The sequence below is a fragment of the Pseudoalteromonas peptidolytica genome (genome assembly GCF_012641745.1).
GTDB classification, from domain to species: domain Bacteria; phylum Pseudomonadota; class Gammaproteobacteria; order Enterobacterales; family Alteromonadaceae; genus Pseudoalteromonas; species Pseudoalteromonas peptidolytica.
The window spans coordinates 46,983-70,703 of record NZ_WEHZ01000026.1 but is presented as its reverse complement, the minus strand read 5'-3'; the positions used below and the strand labels follow the sequence as shown (position 1 = coordinate 70,703).

At 42.3% G+C, this 23,721-nt stretch carries 14 protein-coding genes; 3 read left to right on the top strand and 11 right to left on the bottom strand.

Annotation, left to right across the window (positions count from 1 at the left end; translation table 11 throughout):
• Nucleotides 1-67 precede the first annotated feature (67 nt).
• The 11 genes from F9Y84_RS16080 to F9Y84_RS16025 all read right to left on the bottom strand — a co-directional run bounded on the left by F9Y84_RS16080 (nucleotide 68) and on the right by F9Y84_RS16025 (nucleotide 11,317).
• On the bottom strand, nucleotides 68-592 hold the full coding sequence (locus tag F9Y84_RS16080) for a GrpB family protein (RefSeq protein WP_147391141.1): 525 nt from the start codon (nucleotides 590-592) through the stop codon (nucleotides 68-70).
• Nucleotides 593-600: 8 nt separating this feature from the next.
• Nucleotides 601-996 (bottom strand): ACT domain-containing protein, encoded by a 396-nt coding sequence (locus F9Y84_RS22550; protein WP_128732204.1) that lies wholly within the window; start codon nucleotides 994-996, stop codon nucleotides 601-603.
• A 221-nt stretch (nucleotides 997-1,217) separates the two neighbouring features.
• Nucleotides 1,218-1,640: a GFA family protein gene (locus tag F9Y84_RS16070; protein WP_128732205.1), complete on the bottom strand. Its 423-nt coding sequence runs from the start codon at nucleotides 1,638-1,640 to the stop codon at nucleotides 1,218-1,220.
• Nucleotides 1,641-1,642: 2 nt separating this feature from the next.
• Nucleotides 1,643-2,101, bottom strand: coding sequence for a YaiI/YqxD family protein (locus F9Y84_RS16065; RefSeq protein ID WP_128732206.1), 459 nt, complete (start codon nucleotides 2,099-2,101; stop codon nucleotides 1,643-1,645).
• Between the two features lie 100 nt (nucleotides 2,102-2,201).
• Nucleotides 2,202-2,999 (bottom strand): PhzF family phenazine biosynthesis protein, encoded by a 798-nt coding sequence (locus F9Y84_RS16060; protein ID WP_128732207.1) that lies wholly within the window; start codon nucleotides 2,997-2,999, stop codon nucleotides 2,202-2,204.
• A gap of 786 nt (nucleotides 3,000-3,785) precedes the next feature.
• Complete coding sequence (locus F9Y84_RS16050) at nucleotides 3,786-4,076, bottom strand: PilZ domain-containing protein (protein ID WP_128732724.1); 291 nt, start codon at nucleotides 4,074-4,076, stop codon at nucleotides 3,786-3,788.
• An 8-nt stretch (nucleotides 4,077-4,084) separates the two neighbouring features.
• A complete protein-coding gene (locus F9Y84_RS16045; protein ID WP_125253912.1) occupies nucleotides 4,085-4,468 on the bottom strand; it encodes a response regulator in 384 nt (127 codons plus the stop codon).
• An 81-nt stretch (nucleotides 4,469-4,549) separates the two neighbouring features.
• Complete coding sequence (hrpA, locus tag F9Y84_RS16040; RefSeq protein ID WP_147389120.1) at nucleotides 4,550-8,443, bottom strand: ATP-dependent RNA helicase HrpA; 3,894 nt, start codon at nucleotides 8,441-8,443, stop codon at nucleotides 4,550-4,552.
• 119 nt (nucleotides 8,444-8,562) lie between these two features.
• Nucleotides 8,563-8,991, bottom strand: coding sequence for a CBS domain-containing protein (locus tag F9Y84_RS16035; RefSeq protein WP_125253897.1), 429 nt, complete (start codon nucleotides 8,989-8,991; stop codon nucleotides 8,563-8,565).
• Between the two features lie 78 nt (nucleotides 8,992-9,069).
• Entirely contained in the window at nucleotides 9,070-10,098 is a 1,029-nt protein-coding gene (locus F9Y84_RS16030; protein WP_147389119.1) for an isoaspartyl peptidase/L-asparaginase family protein, read from the bottom strand.
• Between the two features lie 508 nt (nucleotides 10,099-10,606).
• Complete coding sequence (locus F9Y84_RS16025; RefSeq protein WP_125253895.1) at nucleotides 10,607-11,317, bottom strand: SapC family protein; 711 nt, start codon at nucleotides 11,315-11,317, stop codon at nucleotides 10,607-10,609.
• A 673-nt stretch (nucleotides 11,318-11,990) separates the two neighbouring features.
• Here F9Y84_RS16025 and F9Y84_RS16020 point away from each other — a divergent pair.
• From F9Y84_RS16020 to F9Y84_RS16010, 3 genes are read left to right on the top strand one after another with little or no spacing between them, the layout of a single operon-like run.
• Nucleotides 11,991-12,911, top strand: coding sequence for a glycosyltransferase (locus tag F9Y84_RS16020; RefSeq protein ID WP_125253894.1), 921 nt, complete (start codon nucleotides 11,991-11,993; stop codon nucleotides 12,909-12,911).
• A 27-nt stretch (nucleotides 12,912-12,938) separates the two neighbouring features.
• Nucleotides 12,939-19,040 carry a type I polyketide synthase gene (locus tag F9Y84_RS16015; protein ID WP_147389118.1) on the top strand — a complete coding sequence of 2,034 codons (6,102 nt, stop codon included), beginning with the start codon at nucleotides 12,939-12,941 and terminating at the stop codon, nucleotides 19,038-19,040.
• Nucleotides 19,040-23,719, top strand: a complete 4,680-nt coding sequence (locus tag F9Y84_RS16010) for a non-ribosomal peptide synthetase (protein ID WP_147389117.1) — start codon at nucleotides 19,040-19,042, stop codon at nucleotides 23,717-23,719. Before F9Y84_RS16015 ends, F9Y84_RS16010 begins: the two co-directional genes overlap by 1 nt.
• Nucleotides 23,720-23,721 lie beyond the last annotated feature (2 nt).

Genomic DNA, 23,721 nt, shown 5'->3' with positions numbered 1-23,721 from the left:
GAGCAGCGTATGTAAAAACGCTACTCGCTCCGATGAGACGCCATTATATTGAAATCTGAAGCCGAAGTTATAGCGCCGATAATGTACGCTTTACAAACGGAGCTTTGGCTTTGCCATAGTCATCTTGTTGAGCAATACCTTGTGTTATGATTTGCCGCTTTTGTTCCTCATATTCTGAGCGAGCTTTGACATTATCAAGCATGTACGCTTTAAATTGCACCTGCTTGCGATGTTCTTCACTGTCCTGTTCGATAATATGAGCATGAATTTGGAACAGTTCACCTTGAAACCGTACCGCAATATCCTTACGTGGCCTAGTAGGAGGAAATGGTTTGTCACTATGCTGATTTTCAAAGCCAAGCTTGGTTAGATAGGCAGCTGCTTTTGTTAATTGACCGGGCTGATACAGCACAGATATATCAATGATCCCTTTACCTGCTACTTTAAACGAGCTTGAGCCAAAGTGTAAAAAACGAAGCTCTGGATGTGCAATTTCCTTTATCACTTCATCAGCGACTTCAATAAATATTTCGCGCCATGGATTAAAGCTTGCTGGCATTAACTTGTATGGTACAAATTCAATGACTGACATACACACTCTTAGGTTGCCAAGTTTTGAATCGCAGATATCGCTTTACTCGCATCATCTGCTGGTACAAAGATGTGATCATGATAAAAACCCGCGAAAACATTTGCGCTAACATTGACCTCTTTTAACGCATTTGAGAATGCTGCGGTCAGTCCCACCGCTTCAAGGCTAGAGTGGACTTGTAAAGTGATTTTATTCATCACACATGAATAAGCCAGTTCATGAGCATCTGCGACCGATTGTTTAACAACTAATGTTAGCCCTTCGTGTTCAACAAAAGTGGCGATAGGGTCTAGTGTTAGACACTCGAGCAAAGGTTTGTCTACGGTGCAAAAAACATAAGGTGTGCTATCTAACTGTGGTGAGATCTCTTTCAATAACCGCGAAAGTTCATTAATTCCTGCCACTGTTGTCTCCTGATGTTAAAGTTATACCAATTTTCTTAATTAAGTGGTCTATTTTGAGGCGAGAAAATCTTGTCGATAACTCCGCTACCGCGCCCTGCTATCGCCAAGGTACCTACCCCCATGTAGTCAAGGCAAAAACTTTGCTATTTAGTTGTTCTAAATAAGAAATTTTTAACGCTGTTAGCGTCAGATTTACTCCTTCAAATTGAACAAGTATTAAGTCAAGTTGGTATTAAATCTCGATTCGGTTCAAACGCATCATATCGCGGTAAGCAGTCGTCTAAATCATCCCAATTGGCTTTGGAAGAGACAAAATTATGCGACATTGGGCGTTCATTAATATCTGAATCTACAATGCCAAGGCGGAGCCTAATACGGTTAGGGTCTGCATCGTTTGAACTATAGATTGGGCTTGCGCAGTGTACGCAAAAATGGCGCTTTCGTCCCGGTTTGACTGTATATGCCTTGAGCGAATCTTTACCACTTTGCACTATAAATTCGTCTGCTTTAACAAAGCCGTTGGTTGCATAAGCGGTTCCTGTTGACTTTCGACACAACGAACAGTGACAATGGATGATGTCAGAGATAGCACCACGGATTTCAATTTTTACAGTTTGACACAAGCAGCTCGCTTTGTAGCCCATATTTAATCCTTTTTATTTCTGGTGATCCAAGTATCTAATTGATTTGCGAAATTTTGTTTATCAGATTGAGATAATGGCGGAGGACCTTGTGTTTGTACTCCGCTGGCACGCATAGTATCCATAAAATCACGAATGTTTAAACGTGATTTTATATTTTCTTTGGTTAACAACTCACCGCGAGTGTTTAGCGCAGTGCATTTTTTTTCAATAACCTCATCAGCGAGCGGAATATCACCCGTGATCACAAGATCCCCCTCATTGACACGCTTCACTATTTCATTATCAGCAATATCAAAACCCTTTGGGACTTGTAGTTTCTGAATAAAAGGAGATGGCGGGGTCTTTAGGTACTGATTCGCAACCAAAGTGACAGTGGTAGAAGTACGCACTGCCGCTCGAAATAACATTTCTTTGATAACCACGGGGCAAGCATCAGCGTCAACCCATATTTGTTTTGTCATAGTGACTCTTTTTCAATTTAATGCTGAATACCTTTGACACTCAGCTAACCTATTAATTTGAGCAATGGTTCAAGCCCTTACTTGTACTAAAACCTGATATCTACTCGTCATCAATGTCAAACATGCCTTTGGCATATAGTACACCAAACCCAGACACAATCACATTCGCGCCCGTTACCTCACAAAATAACTCTCCACCACGTTTAGAGAGTTGATGCGCATGAAGATTATATTTTCCGAGTACATCTGCCCAATATGGTGCAAGGCCCGCGTGAATTGAACCCGTAACGGGGTCTTCATCACCACCATTGGCGGGCCAAAAATAACGAGATACAAAGTCAACACTATCGCCTTTTGCAGTAACAACAACATCATGTGGTGCAAGCAGTTTCAACGCTTCACTGTCATATTTACAATCACGTACCTGCTGCTCGTTATCTGCAATAACGAAGTAAGCTTGGCGATTTTTGAGTACTTGAGTGGGTGTTATGCTAATTCCTTTGAGTAGCGCATCTGGTACATCCGCTACAATTGGTGCTAGATTCGGAAATTTCATCACAATTCTACCGTCAGCGGATTGTTGGATGACAAGTGTTCCAACCTCCTGAGTGTGAAAGAATATTTCACCAGAGTTTCCTCTACAGTTAAATAATACATAAGCCGCAGCTAAAGTAGCGTGTCCACAGAAATCAATTTCAGTAATGGGTGAAAACCACCTGATCTCATAATTACTTTTATCTAAAGCCTTAACAAACGCGGTTTCAGACAAGTTATTTTCAGTGGCTATTTGCTGCATCAACTTATCACTAAACCACCGCTCAACCTCTACCACTGCGGCGTTGTTACCTCCAAACCGCTTACGAGTGAAAGCGTCTACCACAAAATACTCGAACCGCATCTGTTACTCCTTTTAGAAATATCTGAAAGTAGGATATAATTTACTCCCATTGGGGACGAATACATAATTAAATGCACTGCTGTTCAGGGATCTATATCAATTAGCTTAATAGAGTTGTCTATGTTGAGGTACAAAAACCTTCGTCTAAAACATCGCTTTTGGATGCCCTCATCATCAAGATATTTATATGCTTTGAATCAAATTTACGCCCTAAGATTGATCATGTATTAAGTCGAAACGGTATAACTAGCCTATCGCAAATCAATACGTGCAGTGCCATAACCGTCTGCTAAAAAGACACTAATACCAACCTATAGTCGAGGCTTATATGTTTACAGATGCTGTTTTATCTATCTTATGTTTATACTCTCTAGCTATGTTGATCACGAGCTTATTAATGATAGCAACAACACCCAAAGACAATGAAGAAAAGCGCAAACAATCAATCACTGAATACACCATGTTCGCACTGGCATCCATCGCCACTTTCTTTGTGTCGTTTTATACCCTGTAGATATAGGTTTTATATACCAGCTCACTGTTGGCAATAAAGTTATTTAGAAAAAATGGGGTTATGCTGGTGGTACCACTGCTGTTTTAGGTATCAGCTTCGATACCTCTACATCTTTTAAGTCAAGTACATACTCGCCAGTAGAGGCTTTATTGGCGAGTATATTGCGAATATTGACACTGTGGTGGTGTGATCAGTGAGTTATAAAACCAAACGCGCTTGATGGCATAACATCAAGTTGATAACGATAAGACACTCTCAATATAGGGCTTGGACTAATTAAATTTGGTGATCTCTAAACCTGCAATCCATTGACCATCCTGTTCTTGACTGCAACGTATCACGGTAGCATGGGCACTCAAAGGCTGGATCATATCACCACTTGAATCAATAAAAATATCAACAACAGTATTTGCTTCTACAGGGTCTGATATTGTTACAGAAAGGCCAGTAGCACTAAGATCATGACACACTCCTTCGTGTGTTTTTCCGGACTCTAGCTCTCTTAATTGTGCCACCGCATCCACAGACATACGCATAAAGCGACGTTTATCTTCATTGATCATGTGTGCTCCTACACCATTGATTTTATTTTTTCTAATAACGACTGCATCGAAAATGGCTTAACTACGTACGCATCACAGCCGGCATCAAAACCTGCTTTTTGTTCTTTTTCAGATTCTAAGCCTGACACCATCAACACTGGGATGTTCTTCGTCTCTGGCGTGTTTTTCAGCATCCGACATGTGTCATAACCATCAAGCCCAGGCATACATACATCTAATAAAATTGCATCGGGAGGATCTGCAATTGCATTAGATAAACAGCTGGTACCTGAATTGGCATAACTAAGCTCAAACACCCCAGACAATGCGACCTCGAGCATTTCATAATTAAAATACTCGTCGTCAACCACTAACAGGTGCGGCGTATTTTTCCTTTTCTCTCGTGTGGACATAACCAATGCCGCTTCCTTCTCACAATCCAAAACTTTACTTCCTCATATAATAAAGTAACTGTCGTACTCTAAAATGCAAGTTTATATTTCACACTCTTTTATTGCGTTAAGAACACGTTTAGCCGAAATAGGATAAGCGGTTCCTAATGTTTGAGCAAACAAAGACACGCGAAGTTCCTGTTGCATCCAAAAAATATCTTTAAGCGATGGTGGTATCGGGAATCCTGATGGGACTTTTGCTAACTTATCTTGATAAGCCGCCGCTACCTTTTCCAATTCTAGTACACATAACCTATCTCTATTTGGATCTACAGCAAGCTTTTCAAGTCTTTTTTCTATGGCTTTCATATAGCGTAAAATGTCTGCGATTTTTTGTGCCCCGTGTGCTGTTACAAAGCCCTTAAAAACAAGATCAGATAGCTGCGATTTAATATCACCATGCGCAGTGATCATGGTTAAATCAACACGTCCTTTCATGCGTTTATTGATACTATGAGCTACGCTGAGCAGTGATTCAACTTGTTTTGCTATCTCAACAACCGTATCACCTAAGTCAACTCGAATGTATTCTTTAGCCTGTTCAAATGCGTTGTCATCCCGCACCTCACCAAATTCGAGCAACAGCTTATCCACTCCAGCAGCAGTACAGTCGTCTATTAAGTCTTGCACTTTACCAAAAGGATTAAAATATAAGCCAAGCTTTGCCTTATTAGGTAAATGTTGCTGTAAGTACTTCACGGGTGAAGGTACATTAAGCAAGATAAGTCGCCGTACACCAGCCTGATGTGCCGCTTGTGCTTTTGTTTCATTATCAAAAAGTTCTATTGCTGCGCTTTGCTTTTTATCAACCAACGCGGGATATGCTTTAATCTCATAGTTCCCTTGTTTTTTGGTGTACTGCTCTGGCAACTCTCCAAAATTCCACTGCTGAATATCGGTTTGCTCAATCCCCTGTTCGGCGACTTGGGAGAGCGTTTGTGTCACTTGCCCCTGCAACTTGGCCTTAAGCGAACTTAAATTAAAACCGTGAGCGATTACTTTTCCGTGTTCATTCACTACTTGAAACTGCATTTTTAAATGTGGTTCAAGCGAACTTGTATCCCAGTCGGTCTGCGCAACTTTCACTCCAGTCATTTTAAGTAGACGATTTGCAACCGCTTCCAAAAATGGACCTTGCATTACCTCCACAGAGGCAAGCACAGCATCAGCATAGTTTGGCGCGGGAACAAAGTTCCGTCGTAAGGTTTTTGGTAAAGATTTAATCAATCCACATACCAGTTCATGCCTAAGTGCAGGAATATGCCAATCAAAACCCTCATCGTTAATTTGGTTTAGTAACGCCAGTGGTATATTAACCACCACGCCATCAAGCGCTTGGCCCGGATCAAAATGATAACTTAGCGGCAATATCAAGTTATCTTGTTGCCAAGTATCGGGATAATCTGTGGCATTAATATGATCCGCACCATGCTTCATTAGCCGTTCTCGGGTCATATGTAAAACGCGCTTGTCTTTTTGCTTTTTAACTCGCCACCACTTGTTAAATGCAGCGCGGTTATTCACATCCTGTGGAATTCGGTCATGGTAAAATGCCACTACATCTTCTTCATCAACCAAAATATCGCGACGCCTAGCTTTGTCTTCAAGTGCTTGCACTTCCTCAACTAACCTTTGGTTTGCAGTTAAAAAGCCTTCACTTTGCCCAAGTTGCCCGTTGGCTAGGGCTTCTCGAATGAAGATTTCGCGGCTAACTACAGGGTCTATCTCGCTATATACTGTGCGCTTGCGACCTACGATAATCAAACCGTAGAGAGTTTGTTGTTCAAATGCGATTACTGCACCGGCCTTTTTTTCCCAATGCGGTTCACTATAACTGCGATTAACCAAGTGCTTGGCTAAAGGCGCTATCCAGTTCACATCGATTTTTGCATTGACCCGTGCATACAGTTTACTGGTCTCTACCAGCTCTGCCGACATCAACCATTTTGGACTTTTTTTGAATAAACTTGAGCCCGGGAAAATATGAAACTGACTATTGCGTGCCCCTTTAAAGACCTGCTTTTGTTTTTCGTCTTTCACCCCAATATGGCTCAACATACCACTGAGTAAGGCTTGGTGAATAGCTTCATCTGCTGCGGGTGTATTATTGACTTTAAAACTCAGCTCTTCACACACCGTTGTGAGCTGATACACAATGTCTTGCCATTCGCGCACTCGCATATAGGCTAAAAAGTCTTTTTGACATTGCTTTCTAAACTGATTTCGGGTTAGTGCTTGTTGCTGGGCTTCAATATAGTTCCAAAGATTAAGATAGGCGACAAAATCAGAGTGCTCGCTCTCAAAACGACTATGCTTTTCGTCTGCTACTGCACGCTTATCCTGCGGCCGCTCACGGGGGTCTTGAATGGATAAAGCCGCAGTGATTACAATAGCCTCCCAAAGTGCGCCATTTTGCGCACCAGACATGACCATTTTGGCAAGTCTGGGGTCTATTGGAAGGCGACTTAGCTTACGCCCAGAATCAGTGAGTTGAGCTTTTTCTCTACGTTTTGCAGGTACAATCGCTTCAAGTTCCTCGAGTAGCGACATACCATCTTTTATATTTCGGCTGTCAGGCGCTTGAACAAATGGAAATTGACTAATATCACCAAGTCCAAGTGCAAGCATTTGCAGGATAACTGACGCAAGATTTGTTCTTAAGATTTCAGGATCAGTAAACTCTGGGCGGCCAAGGAAATCTTGTTCACTATACAAACGAATACAAATACCTGATGCCACCCGCCCACAGCGACCTTTTCGCTGATTGGCACTGGCTTGAGATACAGCCTCAATCGGTAGGCGCTGAACTTTGGTGCGATAACTATAGCGGCTGATCCGCGCAGTACCAGGATCGATAACATAACGTATACCAGGTACAGTCAAAGACGTTTCTGCCACATTTGTCGATAATACGATACGGCGCTGGCTGTGCGGTGCAAAAATACGATTTTGTTCAGCGTTTGAAAGGCGCGCATAGAGGGGTAATACTTCGACTCCTTTTAAATTACGCTTTGCCAAGGCATCAGCGGTATCACGTATTTCGCGTTCCCCGTTCATAAATACCAAAATATCACCTGGCCCTTCTGCACACAGCTCATCAACTGCGTCAAAGATCCCTTGTAGCTGATCGTTCTCTGCTTCGCTATTTTGTGGGTCAATATCTTCGACTGGTCGATATCTTACTTCCACCGGATAGGTTCGACCTGAGACTTCAATAATCGGCGCGTCATTAAAATGTTTGGAGAAACGCTCAGGGTCAATCGTTGCAGAAGTAATAATTACTTTTAAATCTGGGCGTTTAGGCAGAAGCTGTTTTAGATAACCTAAAATAAAGTCAATATTAAGGCTACGCTCGTGCGCTTCATCTATGATGATGGTGTCGTATTGATTTAGGAATCTATCTTGCTGAATTTCAGACAGTAAAATACCATCAGTCATTAATTTTACGTAGGTGTTATCGGAAACTTGATCTGAAAACCGAATTTTAAACCCTACTTCTTGCCCCATTTCACAACCAATCTCCTCTGCAATACGAGTCGATACACTTCTAGCGGCAAGCCTTCTAGGCTGAGTGTGGCCAATGTAACCATCCACACCGCGCCCAAGTTCCAAACAAATTTTTGGTAACTGAGTGGTTTTACCAGATCCGGTTTCACCAGCGACAATCACCACTTGGTGACTAGCAATCGCTGCTTTTATATCTTCTTTCTTTTGACTTACTGGTAACTGTTCAGGGTACTCTACTGCCGGGATATTTGCGCTTCTCGTTACCTTTAGTTGCTGGCTTTTTGCAATTGCTGCTGCGATTTTTGCAATAACCTGCTTTTGTTTTTCTTGATCGGTAATTTTTTTTGCACCATGAAGGCGCTTTTTGAGGACGAAGTGATCCTTTTTAAGACATGAATTTAGCTCTTTAAACAGCGAGTCAACCTGCACTACACGACACCTTGTGATTACATAAAACGCCGTGTAGTTTAGCAAATCAAGTAGGACGAACCCAACTAAATTTCATCAGTACGTCTTATTTTGCGCTAATAAATGTATTACTAAAGACGTTATACGTATCGTTGCCCAGACATATAGGTATCATGTAAGTGTTTATCTATTGCGAGTAATACATTCGCCCGGCTGATCACGCCCAGTAAGCGCTTATCTTCGTCAACAACAGGGTAGATTTTGGGCTTATTACAACTCATCATATCTGCGATTTGCACGATACTATCTTCACAATTTACACATAACGGGTCTTTTGTCATCACATCAGACACAACACTATGAGACTCATTTTGATACGTTGCCTCTAACATTTTTTTGAGGCAATCCTGTTCAGACAAAAAGCCGATGACTCGTCGACTTTCATCGATGACAGGGCCACCAGATTGTCCACTTTGAAGCAGTTTTTCAACCGCAGCCTCTATGCGCATATCTTGATTAAATGTTACAGGTCGATGATTTAAGTAGTCTGCGACTTTTATTGATTGCATTGCCCATCTCCATTAAAACGCCAGCTATCATAGTAATAGTAGTTGGCGTTTTAAGAAGTTGCTTAATCTAATATTGTTTTAGTCGCGATAAATACCTACGTACGTTTCGGTGCTTGAGGATTTACTTGCTCGATACATTCCTGCTGTATTAAACGGCATGCTGATATTGCCATTGGGATCTACAATTATCACACCGCCGGTGCCACCAACAGGGTAAAGCGTGTCAAAAATAACCTCTTTGCCTGCTTTTTCTATCGACTTACCCTGATAAGCAACGCGAGCGCAAATATCGGCCGCAACATTATACCGAATAAAATACTCGCCATGGCCCGTTGCAGACACTGCACAAGAGCGGTTATCTGCAAATGTGCCTGCACCAATCACGGGTGAGTCACCTACTCGTCCAAAGCGTTTCGCCGTCATCCCACCTGTCGACGTTCCTGCAGCTAAATTCCCATGCTTATCAAGCGCCACTGCACCGACAGTCCCCATCTTGTATTCGCTCTCTAATTGCTGATGTGCTGCTTGATAGTCTTTCGTGGCGGCTTCTTTCATCTGTAATCGCTTTTTCGCCTTTAAGAGCGACTGGTAACGAGCATCAGTGTCAAAGTAGCTATTTTCCACTAACTCAAAACCGCGTCTCTTAGCAAAATCTTCTGCACCATCACCACTTAGCATGACATGTACAGAGTGCTGCATGACTTCTTTTGCCAGATTAATGGGGTTTTTAATGTGCTTTACGCCAGCCACTGCGCCTGCTTGACGGTTACGACCATCCATAATTGATGCGTCTAATTCATGACCTTCATCGTAGGTGTATACGGCACCTTTCCCCGCATTAAAAAATGCAGAGTCTTCAAGAATATTAATGGCTGCCGTTACTGCATCAAGACTTTCTCCACCTTGTGCCAGTACCTTATAGCCAGCCTCAACGGCTTCTTTTAATTTAGCTTTGTATTGTTTTTCTTTTTCCGGCGTGAAGTTACTACGCTCAATTGTGCCCGCCCCGCCATGAATAGCGATTGCAAATGGCTTTGATTGCGCCTCAGCCATCACACCTGTTGTCGTCAACGCTAGCATGAATGCAAACAAAGAAGTTTTATTCATTTTTTTACCTTGATTCTTTATTGTGCCAACAGCATGTGATGAACTATAGAAGGATGCAAGTATTCACGTTGAAATGTTTGTGGATTATTAAATTAAAGATGATTTTTTATAACAATTATCTTAATTAAGTGGTCTATTTTGAGGCGAGAAAATTTTGTCGATAACCCTGCTTTTGCGTCCTGCTCCTGCCGAGGTGCCTATGCCCTATAGGCAAGGCAAAAATTTTGCTATTAAGTTGCTCTAAACTAGAGGTTTTTAACGCAGCTAATGTCAGATTCACTCCTCAAATTGAGCAAGCATTAAGGTTAGTTGGTATTACAGTGAGGAAATTGTTTTTGAAAACGCCACCCGTCATATAAACATTTCATCATAGCAAAAGGTCGATTCGATTAGTTTTATCGCATGAAGCATCAAGACTTACAAAGAGCAAAGGTGTGACTGTTAGAGCATAAAAAAAAGCGCTTCCTCTGGAAGCGCTTCTATCGAATCATTCTATATCTAAAAGCGTTTAGCTAGCTTCGCGCTGTGCTTTAATACGAGCTAGACGCGCCACTTGATGCGTAGAAGTTAAAAATGCGAAGATCGGAGCTAAATAGCCACGTTTACGTAGCTCTAGGAAATCTTCGTCACCTAACTCATTTAACTTGCGCTCATCTACAAGATAGATACCGTTGATGTCTTTCTTCTCACCACGGATCTCTACAGTTAACGTTTGTTGAACTAAAAGCTCTTTGTCAGCAAGATACTGAGTAAATGCTTCAGTTACACGAGCAAACTCAACGTAGCTTACTAACGCTTCTTTACGACGTGCTAAATACTCAGTCTCTTTACCGTCTTCAAAAAGCGCATTGCCTTCTTCTTCACCAACTAACGGGCTTGCTTCATCAATCACAATACCAAACTGATCTTGCTCTGGGTGCTTAACTAAACCAAACGGGTAACGAGCTGCTGCCATTGGTACAAAGCTACCAGTCCACTTGTCGCCTTCAACAAATAGATTTTCATTTGGCTGAAGACCAAACATAGCAACCGCTTGAAATTGACCAGTTTCTGAATTTTTAACAAAAGCCATTGGGAATTCAGTCGCTACACGTGCAAATTCGTGTGCAACCACTGGCATTAAGTGCTGAGTTTTAAGGAATTCAACATTCACGCCGTTTTTAACTTTAATGTTAGCGTGCTTCTCGTTGTGTAAAGGCTGCACTTGTTGCTCTGCCATAATACTGCTCCATTATTTTACGTATTTGTTACTTTATTTATTGCCCCTAAGGCTAGCGGTTTTCGGGGCAAATTGGAAGTTAAATATTTATTTAACCTGAGCCTTGAATAAGGAGTGAGCTAACGTTGGGATTGTTAAGACTCGCTATATTTAGCTCTCTACCTAATTAAAAAGTTGTATTGTTGCGACCGTCATCTTCTTTTTCTACTAAATATGCAACTTGATTGGTAAGACCTTAAAGGTATCGACTCAAAGTTAAGAATTGGTTGTAAACTCATATTGGTAAGCATCAATACTGGCAATAAAAGAACTCGCTATTAGACGCAAATACGATGTTAATACACGCATACAGGTGCTTCCCATAAAGCTCTTCACATTACAGTGTCCCTGCTGGTGTTGAAAATGATTAACAACATAACACGAATAAATCACCTTCCCAATTTACAAAACATTACCACATACATATCGAACCTCATTGATGAACAATATTCAACCAAAAAAGACGAACAAAAAAACAACAACCTTAATAATCATTAGGTTACTAAATACACACAAAATAACAACTTGAAAAAACCAAATAACATATTGACACCAATAATTCACATATCAAAAATAACGTATCCAATTTCGGTGCTAACTTTTGCGACGATTGCAAATTCAAAGGAATATAAAAATGAAAGATTGGAGACCTGGGATCAGCGTTATTATTCCCACTTATAACCGCAGCCAATTATTACAACTCACATTACAGAGTTTAGAAAGACAAACTCTTAGTAACGTTTTCTTTGAAGTTATCGTGGTAGATGACGGCTCGAACGATAATACAAAAGACATTGTTGACTCATACACAGATAAGCTACCGATACATTACTACTTTCAAAGTGATCAAGGATTTAGGGTTGCTCGAGCACGAAATATCGGCATATTAGCGGCGCAATTTGAGCATGTATTATTTTTGGACTCAGGTGTCATTGCAGAAGCATCATGTTTAGCCCAACATTTGAAGCAATACCAGTCGAGTAACATTGATGTATTAATTGGACTGTGCTTTGGGTTTGAAGAACTCGAAGAGTCCAGTATACGGGCTTTTAAGCATCGCTTATCCAATAATAATATTTTTGCTGATCACACTTTTTTAGACCAATTTCAAGATTGTCGCGCCCCTTACTTACACTCTCATGGGTTGTCACTACAGTATATTGCTGAACCTTGGCTTATCTTTTGGACTTGTCACGCGTCGTGCAAAACACAAGCGCTTTTTGACATCGAAGGCTTTGATGAATATTTCACAAGCTGGGGGGGGGAAGATGTTGAATTAGCACTTAGGCTCCACGGTATAGGTGCTAAATTTGAGCTCATCACTGATGCAAAAGCAATTCATTACCCACACCCTAAAGTAAAAGCTGATACCTATAAAAGTGCAAAAGAAAATATCAACTATATTCACGACAAACACTGTTCGGTTGCAACGTACCTACTACAACAAGGAATGAGTTGGCAAGACATACTAACCGCCCACACTCGCCCCAATGATGCGCTGAAGGGTATTTTATTCAGCCAAGCCCATGCCACATCATTTAGCCAAGCCATGTAAACACCACCGTATTTTGGAGTAATAACAATGAACAACAATCAAGCTGCAACTATGCCAAGCAATGACATCGCTGTCATTGGTGTTTCATGCCGGCTCCCCGGAGACAACAATGCACCTTCTGACTTTCACCAGTTTTTATTGGCTGGCGGTAATGGCATCACCGAAATACCAAAAGAGCGCTGGGATATTAGTGCCTATTATGACAGCGATCGTGAAAAGTCAGGGAAAATGTATGTAAAAAATGGTGGATTCTTATCTGGTTTATCATTATTCGACGCCCCATTTTTTGGCATTTCACCAAAAGAAGCCCCATATATTGACCCTCAACAACGCTGGGTACTTGAAGCAACTTACGAAGCGCTAGAAAACGCAGGGCTAGACATCGAACAATTAAAAGGCAGTGACACCAGCGTATTCATGGGGCAATTTATGCACGACTTTGAGCAACTGCAAACTGCAAGCTGCGCACATGATTACGTTTCAAGTCACTCAGCAACGGGCTCATCGATGACGCTGACGGCAAACCGAGTGTCTTATTGTTTTGATTTCCATGGTACTAGCTTAACTCTCGATACCGCCTGCTCCTCATCACTCGTAGCGCTTGATTTAGCATGTAAGGCAATCCTAAACGGAGATAGCCGTATAGCACTTGCCGGTGGCGTCAATCTGCTGCTTAGACCTGAAATGACAATGTCTATTTGCAAAGCTTCTATGCTTTCACCTGATGGCTTATGTAAAAGTTTTTCGAGTGACGCGAATGGCTATGTTCGAAGTGAAGGCGTTGCAGTCGTGGTATTAAAAAAACTCGCGGATGCAATCAATGATCATGATCCAATCCTAGCTGTTATTAAGGCAAGTGGCACGAATCAAGACGGGCAAACAAATGGGATCACAGTACCAAATGGTCTAGCGCAGCAGCGTTTGTTATCAAAAACATTAGAATTTGCAGGTTTGAGTGGCCAGGATATTGATTATGCCGAAGCACATGGCACTGGCACAGCTGTGGGTGATCCTATCGAGGTCAATGCTTTGGGTAGTGTTTTGGGCATTCGAGATAACAAGTTAATGCCATGCCTAATAGGTTCAGTTAAAAGTAATATCGGCCATACAGAGCCCACCGCAGGATTAGCTGGCTTAATTAAAACAATTAATGCAATGAATAGCGGTGTAATCCCAAAAACACTGCACTGTCACACCATAAATCCAGCCATCAATGAGGCACAGTTAAATATAAAAGTAGTCACGGAAAATACGCCTTGGCCTGATAGAGCCGACGATACACCTCGGCGTGCAATTGTGAATTCATTTGGATTTGGTGGAACAAATGCAAATGTAGTGGTAGAGCAAGCAACTCTAACCCCTACCTCAAACCCCGATCATGCAGGTGTGCTACAACTTTTTGTTAGTGCAAAGTCGGCAGCGGCATTGACAGCGCAAGTCTCAGCGTATTTAGACTATTTAGCGCCTTTAGCAACTCATGAGCTCCCCGACTTCTGCCGTAACTCGGTACTATTGCGCACCGCTTTTAAAAACAGAGTGGTATTCACAGCCAAAGATAAGCAGACTTTGATGGCACAACTTGAAGACTTCATTTTCGAGCGCCCCAATAAAGTCTTTCAAAGTGCAACTTCTCAGCAGAGCGCATCATCTCCTACTGCTTTGGTTTTTTCCGGTATGGGAACTACTTGGCAAACGATGGGCAAAGCCCTGTATTGCAGCAGCAAAATATTTAAACAAGAGATAGATAAAGTTGATAGCGCATTGCAGCACTATGTGTCGTGGTCATTGATCGATAAAATGCACAATGGCGGTGACGAGATCCATGAAACCCAGTATGCACAACCTGCAATATTTGCCTGTCAAATCGCTTTGTTTCAATTGTTAACTTCATACGGTATCAAAGCCGATGCCATCGTTGGCCATAGCGCCGGTGAAGTTGCCGCAAGCTATTGCGCTGGAGTGTACAGCTTCGAAGACGCTATTCGCATCATCTACCATCGTAGTCGGCTACAGCAAACGACCACAGGTGAGGGAAAGATGCTGGCAGTTGGGATTTCGCAAGCACAAGCACAAACGCTTTGTAACGAATATCCAAACAAAGTCTCTATCGCAGCTATCAATAGTAGCACCGCCGTCACACTTGCTGGTGATACCGACACACTTAGTGAAATTGCAGCACAGTTAGATGCCGAGGGCGAGTTTGCAAAGTTTCTCAATGTTGACGTGCCCTATCATAGCCCTGTTATGGATAAGCTAGAGCAACCGTTGTTAGATGCTTTAGCCCTTCTGTCTCCATCTGAGCCGAGCATTGCACTGTATTCCACAGTGACAGGCTCACTTACCCAACAGCAAGATTGGCACGCTGAGTACTGGCCGAAGAACGTCCGCGAACCTGTTTATTTTGAAAAAGCGATAAATACACTGCTTGATAACGGAGTAAGAAACTTTATTGAAATAAGCCCTCACGCCGTGCTCTGTAACGTGATCAAGCAAGTTGCTTCAGACCTTTCTGTGTTCACCACACCGCTTATCCTTCGAAATGAAGACGATGAAGTCCAGTTTGCAGCCGCATTAGGCGCATTAGCGGTATCTGGTTTGTTAGCTCCTAAGCTGGCACTCAACGCAATAAACTGCTTTCCAAATCACACTATCAAGCTTCCTAATTATCAATGGCAGCACCAATCATACTGGCTTGAACATCCTGATGTTCAACTCGCACGGGTTGAAAACAAACAAAAACGCGATGCTTTTTCTGACCTCTGTTTACCCACACTGGGTCAACAGTTACTCAGTCATCAACCCATTTTCCAAACCAAAGTTAACGTGAAAAAACAGCCATATTGGTCAGGTCACCAAGTTGGTACTGAGGTGATTTATCCTGGTGCAGCCTATGTTGAAGCGGCACTACAATTTGCCCGCACGCAACAGCCAGAGCCACATGCTCAGTTCACGCTCTGCGACATTGAATTTAATCGGCCTCTGTATCTTGGCGATGAAGATATTACCATAGAGACTCGCTACCATACTCAAAACGGGACAATTTCATTGTCTAGTTTAGAGGCTGATACTTGGCATCAACAATCCCGCTTTACCTTAGATACGCATGAAAGAGGCTGCCATCAAGGTGACACTTTAAGCGACACTATACAACAATTTCCACAAGCCATAAGTAAGGCCGACTTCTACGCCCATTGCCACCAGCTTGATATGAATTACCAAGCGCAATTTCAAAGTGTACTACAGTGCTGGAAGTCATCATCACAAGTCATCGTCGAAATACACTGTGAGTCTCAAGATGACTCACAAGTTATGCTAAGCCCAATGTTACTTGATGGCGCTTTTCAGAGCTTTTTTCAACTTGTTAATAAGTCCTACTTACCGGTTAAAATCAGCGAGTTTACCTTTTACAAAAAGCCCACAAATCGTTGCTTTTCAGTGCTTGACATTACCCTTCTCAGCGATCCAATTTGCATTGGCGATCTCCATATTTATACTTTGGACGGCCAGCTCTGTGTTGCCATTAAAGGGATTGAGTTAAAACCTAATACTCAACATCAATTAGACTCATTAAAGGAGCTCAAATATCATTACAATTGGCAACACGCTCCAGTAACGCAGGATGCAGGAGATACTCAGCCAAATACCGTGAGTATTTTAGCTGAAAATACTGATTTCTCGGCTCTTCACGTTCTTAAAAATAACTCAGTGGTGCATATCACGTCAGATGATGACTCAGCGTCACTCATTGAAAAACTACAACCCTATCTCAGTCACACTGAGCGCTTGATTGTTGATGTTCGTCATTTAGCAAATATAGAAATGCGCCATGGTAGCCTCTCACAAACGGTTATTGAACGTGCTTTAGTTGCGCCACTTCATTATTTTCAAGCTATCCAAGCTGTCAATTGGGGTAAGTCATTAGAAATCGTGATTATCACCAAACATTCACAAGGTGCTGGAGACACAGAAATTAACCCGCTGCAAAGCGCAATATGGGGTATGCTGAGAGTATTTTCTACAGAAAACCAACAATTTAAAGTAACCTTACTCGATATTGACGCTAAGCCTTCTAGTGCTGAAACACTTAAGCAACTGCTCCTCGCACAACAACTGAACGATACGGAAATGGCTATCCGTCATGGCGATGTTTTCGTACAAAAACTTGCCCACTTAAGCTCCGAGGCCTGCACTGAGTCAAAAGATTTCACCATTTCCACAACGCCCACCGGCCATTACCAGTGGCTCATGGATGACAACTGTTGGGTGGCTTATGCACAAAAGAATGATGACAAAGCCATCACCCCCGTCCGTGCGGTATCAATTAGTCGAGCAGCATTAAGCAATAGACCAAGCTGCTTTATTTATCAGCTTGCGGATCACACAAAACCTAAGCTTGTATTCGCCAATGCTGGTGTAACCAATTATATCGATGACGCTTTGCCGTTTGTGTCACTGCCTGACATAAGTGCGACATGGTTAACTGAGCACTTAGCTGTATTACACCGAGCTTTGGCGTTAGTGCAAACACTGCTTACACAAACCACTGCTGTCAGCTTTTTTAATCCGTCCACCATTGAAAGCTTTGTCGCGATATCTTGTTTAAAGATCGCAGGGCGCGTTGTGCATGTTATTGACTCCACAGACAAGAGTGAGACAACTGAATCAATTGCAACTTTAGTACTAGATCCGGCCACGAGCATACCAAATTCGATACAGGCGAGACTATGTTATGGTGCCCATATCATCTGTATCACTCCTCCACCAACAACACAGTTAAGTCATGATGACTATACTTTTATCAAGCCAACCATACAGTTAGATAACAGCCAATCTATCCACGCACTACATGGACTGACAGTACAAATCGTTGAATTGCTCAACAATGATGACCGAGTACTGAAACAACCCTCAGACTGCATTTCTGTTAATGCCCTGCCGACTGAGCTAGCAGCGGAATATTTGTCAGTTAAGTTCGACACATTACCGACTTTTGCACGTAAGCGGCATACACCGTCAGAGCAATTTGATAAGGGCAGTTATCTAGTTACTGGAGGGCAAGGAGGGATTGGTCTTGAGATTGTGAACTGGTTATACGAAAAAGGGGCAAAGCATATTTTTGTTTCTGGTAGAAGCGCCCTTAGCGATAGCCTAAACGACACAATCCAAAAAGCTGCACTGTCGGGGTGTATTATTCAATACATTCAAGCTGATATTAGCCAGTACGACGATGTCGTAAAAGTCATCGAGCATATTGCGCATTCAGGTGCGCCACTAAAAGGAGTTTTCCATGCCGCTGGTGTCTTAAAAGATGCAACATTTTCATCCCAAAGTGCAGAACACATGTATTCAGTGCTGGCACCAAAAGTTAATGGTGCATGGTATTTACACCTTGCCACTCACGCCCTGTCATTAGACTACTTTGTTTGTTTTTCTTCTATCGCTGCTATTGTTGGCTGGGCGGGACAAGCAAACTATGCGGCTGCGAATGCCTTTATGGATGGCTTGTGTATCGCAAGAAGACAGCAAGGAAAGTCTGCGCTTAGCTTAAACTGGGGTCCTTGGTTAGAGGCGGGAATGGCGGCACAACTTTCTGAATTAGAACAGCAAGCAATGCAACAAGCTGGCATGTATCCACTCACCTCAAAAGAAGGGCTCGAAGAGCTAGAACGCACAATATCCAGTGCGATGTCGCAAATTGGTATTTTTAAAGTTGATTGGCAAGATGCCAAACTGGCGACTGGCAGCACAGTGTTTTCACACTTTCAGACATCAACACCAGAACAAAACGAAGATCCCATCAAAACCCAATTACACGCTGCAAATTCAGCGGCTCGACAAACATTAATTGAAAGTCGGATAAAGTGTGATTTAGCTACTGTACTTGGGCTACAAGACGCAAATAACATTGAGAGTAGTGCTAGCGTGTTCGACTACGGTCTTAACTCGTTAATGGCAATCGAACTTAAGCAAAGATTACAAGCACTTTGTGATGATCCGTTACCCGCTTCTTTAGTTATGAAGCATGACTCGGTGGCAAAACTGACCAACTTTATTACCACGCTTTACAATGAGCAGCTGTCAGCTATCGATACCGTTACCGATGAGCAAGTTGTAAAGGTCATGTTGTAATGGAACAGTTAATTGAAAAATGCCGTACACTTGGGATTTCATTTTCGCTAAGTGCTGATGAGCAACTTGAGTTACACGCCAAAACTCAACCAAGCGCCGCACTCATTGACGAAATAAAGGCTGAGAAGCAAAACCTTATCTCACTAATTAAGCGTAATAAGCTAAAACAACTGATACAACAGCTGGCGCAGCCTATCTCGTCAAACCATGCTGTTAAACAAGCTGAGGTGTCGTTTCAGCAACAGCGTATGTGGCTGGCAGACTCCCTGCGCGAAGGCGCTACTGAGTATCATCTTACTAAAATATTTGCGCTCAAAGGCGCGCTGAACCAAGTAGCTTTTGAACAGGCGCTGAGGCAAGTTATTGATTGTAATAGTGCGCTCACGACACAATATGAAAAAACAGAGAATACCATAGTGCAACGTCAAGCACCTGCCAGTGCTGACGTCTATCGCCTGCACTTGTGTACAAAATTAAGCGAAGAGGCAATATTTAGCGCAATTCAACAGCGTGTAGAGACCCCCTTTGATTTGCGCCACCAAAGCCCTATTCGTGTCGAAGTTTTTCAAAAAGCTCCTCACGCCTATTACTTTGTGTTTGTGATCCACCATATTGCTGCTGATGGTTGGTCTATTGCACTATTTTGTCAGCAAGTAGCAAAACGATACGAACAATTAATTGATGGGACAGCTTACAAGCCACAGCCGGAGTCAATCAGCTACATTGACTATGCAAGGTGGCAGCGAGCGATATTAACACCAAAGCAGTTAGACTTACTTAGCCAGTGGTGGCAAAAAAAGCTTGAAGGCTGTGCCACGAATGTCACTTTTCCTTGCGATAACAGTCGGCCACTTCACTCTGATCTTCGCGCACATTTTTATACCAGCTCAATAAAGAGAAGTCAGCTTTCAAGTATAAAAGCATTTGCCAAAGCACATGCTTGTACGCCATTTACCGTGGTTTATAGCGTATTTAATGTGCTACTGGCGTTTTACAGTAACGAGTCCGATATTGTCATCGGTACACCCGTTGCCAATCGCGATCATGCTCAATTACAAACACTCATTGGGTTTATCGCCAATACAGTTGTCATGAGACAGCATATTGACTTTAATAAATGTTTTGCTGAGTTGGTGGAGGAAGCAAAACTTCAGACCACAGATGCTTTTGAACACGCCCACCTGCCATTTGAAGTGTTATTGGAGAAGCTACCCATTACTAGGCATCACAATCAGCCTCCTCTATTTAATGTTTTCCTTGCTATGCACAATATGAAGCCGATTGTGCCCACGCTAAAAAATATAGAAATCACCCCAACAAAGACACAATTTCGCAAAGCAAAATTTGACTTAACATTGGATATTTTTGAGCAGCCAGATTCTTTGCTGTTGGAATGGGAATATGCGTGTGATTTATATCATCATCAAACCATCAAACGGCTCGCCGAGAATTTTTCTAATGTTTTAGATACTTTACTTCAAAACGCGACGCAACCTATGTCTGCTATCACACTTATCGCGCCGCAGCAGCAAGCAACTCTGCAACAGGCTTGGCAAGGTGTACAGCGAGATTATAGCCACCGCGATATTTTACCTTTTGCGCTACAGCAATCCTTTGCTCGCCACAAAGATAAAATAGCCATAGTCGACCAATCTGGAACATACAGTTATCAAATGCTGCAAGCGCTTGTTAAGCAATATTCAGCACTTATCCAAACCCAGTCGCTCGAGGCAAACTGCTTTATTGGTGTATATTGTCATCGTTCAGTACACATGGTTGCTGCCATGTTGGCCATTTTACATAGCGGTCATGCGTATCTACCATTAGACCCTAACTACCCCACTGCCAGAATTGCCCATATGGTAGACGATTCGGATACGCAACTCATCTTGTGCGATCCCGTATTGTTAGAACATTGCCAATCATTCGATGTCACCGTGCAATGCTTGCAGGCAAATTTTGATGTCAATACTGAAAAAAACCTGCCTGCAGTACGTATTACGGCCAACTCTCTCGCATATATCATCTATACCTCAGGCTCTACTGGCAAACCAAAAGGCGTAACAATATCTCATTTTGCATTACGAAATTTTTTATACGCAATGCAAGAAACATTTGCGCTTGATGAACAAACATCAGCCCTAGCAATCACTTCAATTTCCTTTGATATTCATGTGTTGGAACTATATTTACCACTGCTCGTAGGTGGTACCGTGCACTTGGCCACCAACGCTCAAAGCAAAGATCCGCAGCAGCTACAGTCACTAATCAATCGTGCAGGGGTTAACTTTATTCAAGCGACTCCTTCTTCACTAAATATGCTTAAAAGTTTTAATGTGCAATTGCATGAAAACACGACAGTATTAAGTGGTGGAGAAGCACTTCCCTTGGAGTTAAAACAGTACCTGAACATACAGGCTGTTGCTTTGTGGAATATGTACGGGCCGACAGAAACTACGGTGTGGTCTTCAGTTGCATCATTAGGTCATGATGACGACATCCACCTAGGCAAACCGATAGCCAATACACAATTCTATGTTGTTAATCAGCAGCTACAGCTTGTACCACGAGGTGTTACCGGAGAATTATTGATTGCTGGTGATGGTCTCGCTAATGGCTATTTGAACCAAGCTCAGCAAACCTCTGATAAGTTTATCTCATTTGCTCACGATCAGGGTCACATTAGTGCCTACAAAACAGGAGATTTAGTCAAGATAGATAGCTGCGACAGATTAATATATCAAGGACGTATCGACCAACAAATTAAGCTAAATGGTTTTAGAATAGAGATCTCAGAGATTGAGAATATGATTTCTCAATACCCTGATATTGATGCGGCTGCTATCGTGTTAAGCCAAACAGAAAAACTTTCTGCTTTTATCGTTTTGAAGCCAAACACAGAGATAAACCTCGTCGCGTTACGCCAATATATCGCAGAGCGACTACCCTACTTTATGCAACCTGCTGAAATCACAACACTACCTCAGTTGCCACTGACCCCGAACGGCAAAACGGATAAACTTGCTCTGACCAAGCAAAGTAAATACGTGAATCACGAGCAAACTACACAAGGTACGATTCAACACTATCCAAAAGTGCTCGTTCAGCTTTGGCAACGTAAGCTAAACGTTGATGTTTTTGATCCGTTTAAGTCATTTTTTGAGCTTGGGGGTAACTCAATTCAAGTGATTGACTTAATTGCAAGCATCAATCATACGCTAGGGATCTCTATTACAATAAAAGCGTTTATCCAAAACCCTTGCTTAGATCACATGGCCGGCCTTGTCGAGCAAACCCAGTCTGAGCATTTAGTGACTCTAGATTTGCGCCTTGATGAGCACCATTATCAAGATGAGGAAATTATCCCACTCCCCAGTTTACCAAATCGTCAATATTTACTCGCGATGGGGGGAGAGCATCACCTATGGGTTGTCAATCACTCTATGGCACTTGCGGATGAAGATAACAAACTAACCTTTGATTTGCTCAATCGCGCAATTACTCTACTTATCTCCCACCACCCTGCATTTAGAACAAGGTTTGATGTCAAAAAAAGTAACGAATATATTGAAAGTGTAAAGGCCACCCTATCTCAAAGAATTTGCTTTGATCTATCCCATTTAGCGCTTGATCAAGTCGCGGCCTTTATCACAAAAGAAGTACAAACAATCCGTTTAACATCAAGCTTATTAAGATTATTTTATGTTAAGAAAGGTAACAGTGTATTTGTTACACTGTCACTACATCATTTGATTTTTGATGGCTTTAGTATGGAGGTTTTAGCACGACACTTAGAACGTATTATCACCGCTTTAAAAGCTGGAGCCACAACATGCCAGCTCCAAAAAGATCGTTATATCGACTTTGCTAATGCGTATTATGACTATTTTAGTCAACCCTTTAGTTCGGGTAAGTGGCAAGCCGATATTGCCTTTTGGCAGCAGGGCGCAAAGCAGCAAAGCGACAGGCTATTCCCTGTAGAGCAAGTGATGAAAGCCAATCAAGGAGATGCTCAGCGCCATACTGTCTCTACGCTCCCTAAAGGGCTCAGTGCACAAATTAGTGCTAGCGCGAAACAACTTGGAATTTCACAATCCACTATACACACAGCCGCTCTGGCAAACGCGCTGAAAACAACTTTCGAGCTTAACGAAGTTGCCATTGAGCTTTCTCAATTCAATCGCTTCAACCAGTACCTTGGTGTTTCTGCCGAAGCTATCGTGGGCTACTTAATTTCACCGGTGAATTTGCTTCTTGAATCATGCGCATTCGAGTCAATACACAGTACCGCTGTGCATATCGATACCTTTTTGGCATCTGCCCCTCACAACGCGACTGGATACTACGCATTGTCGCACTTAAATCCAGATGACAAAGTCAAATCAGCACTACCAGTATTACAACCTGCTGATTTTAGTTTCAATTACCAAGGTGAACTAAACACCTCAAGTAACCCCCATACTGTCACCAAGCTAGAAGATTGGCACACCAAGCTCAAGCACACAATTCCATTTGTTGTATCTGACGAAACAATGTCAAGCCCTTACAGTTTGTACATATCAACTTATTTCGAGCAAGGCCAACAACATGTATTTGTCGGTTACAGCGCACTGCTATTTAACGAACAACAAATAACAACACTTATAGAAAAATATATAAACAATCTAAAAGGAATGTAGCA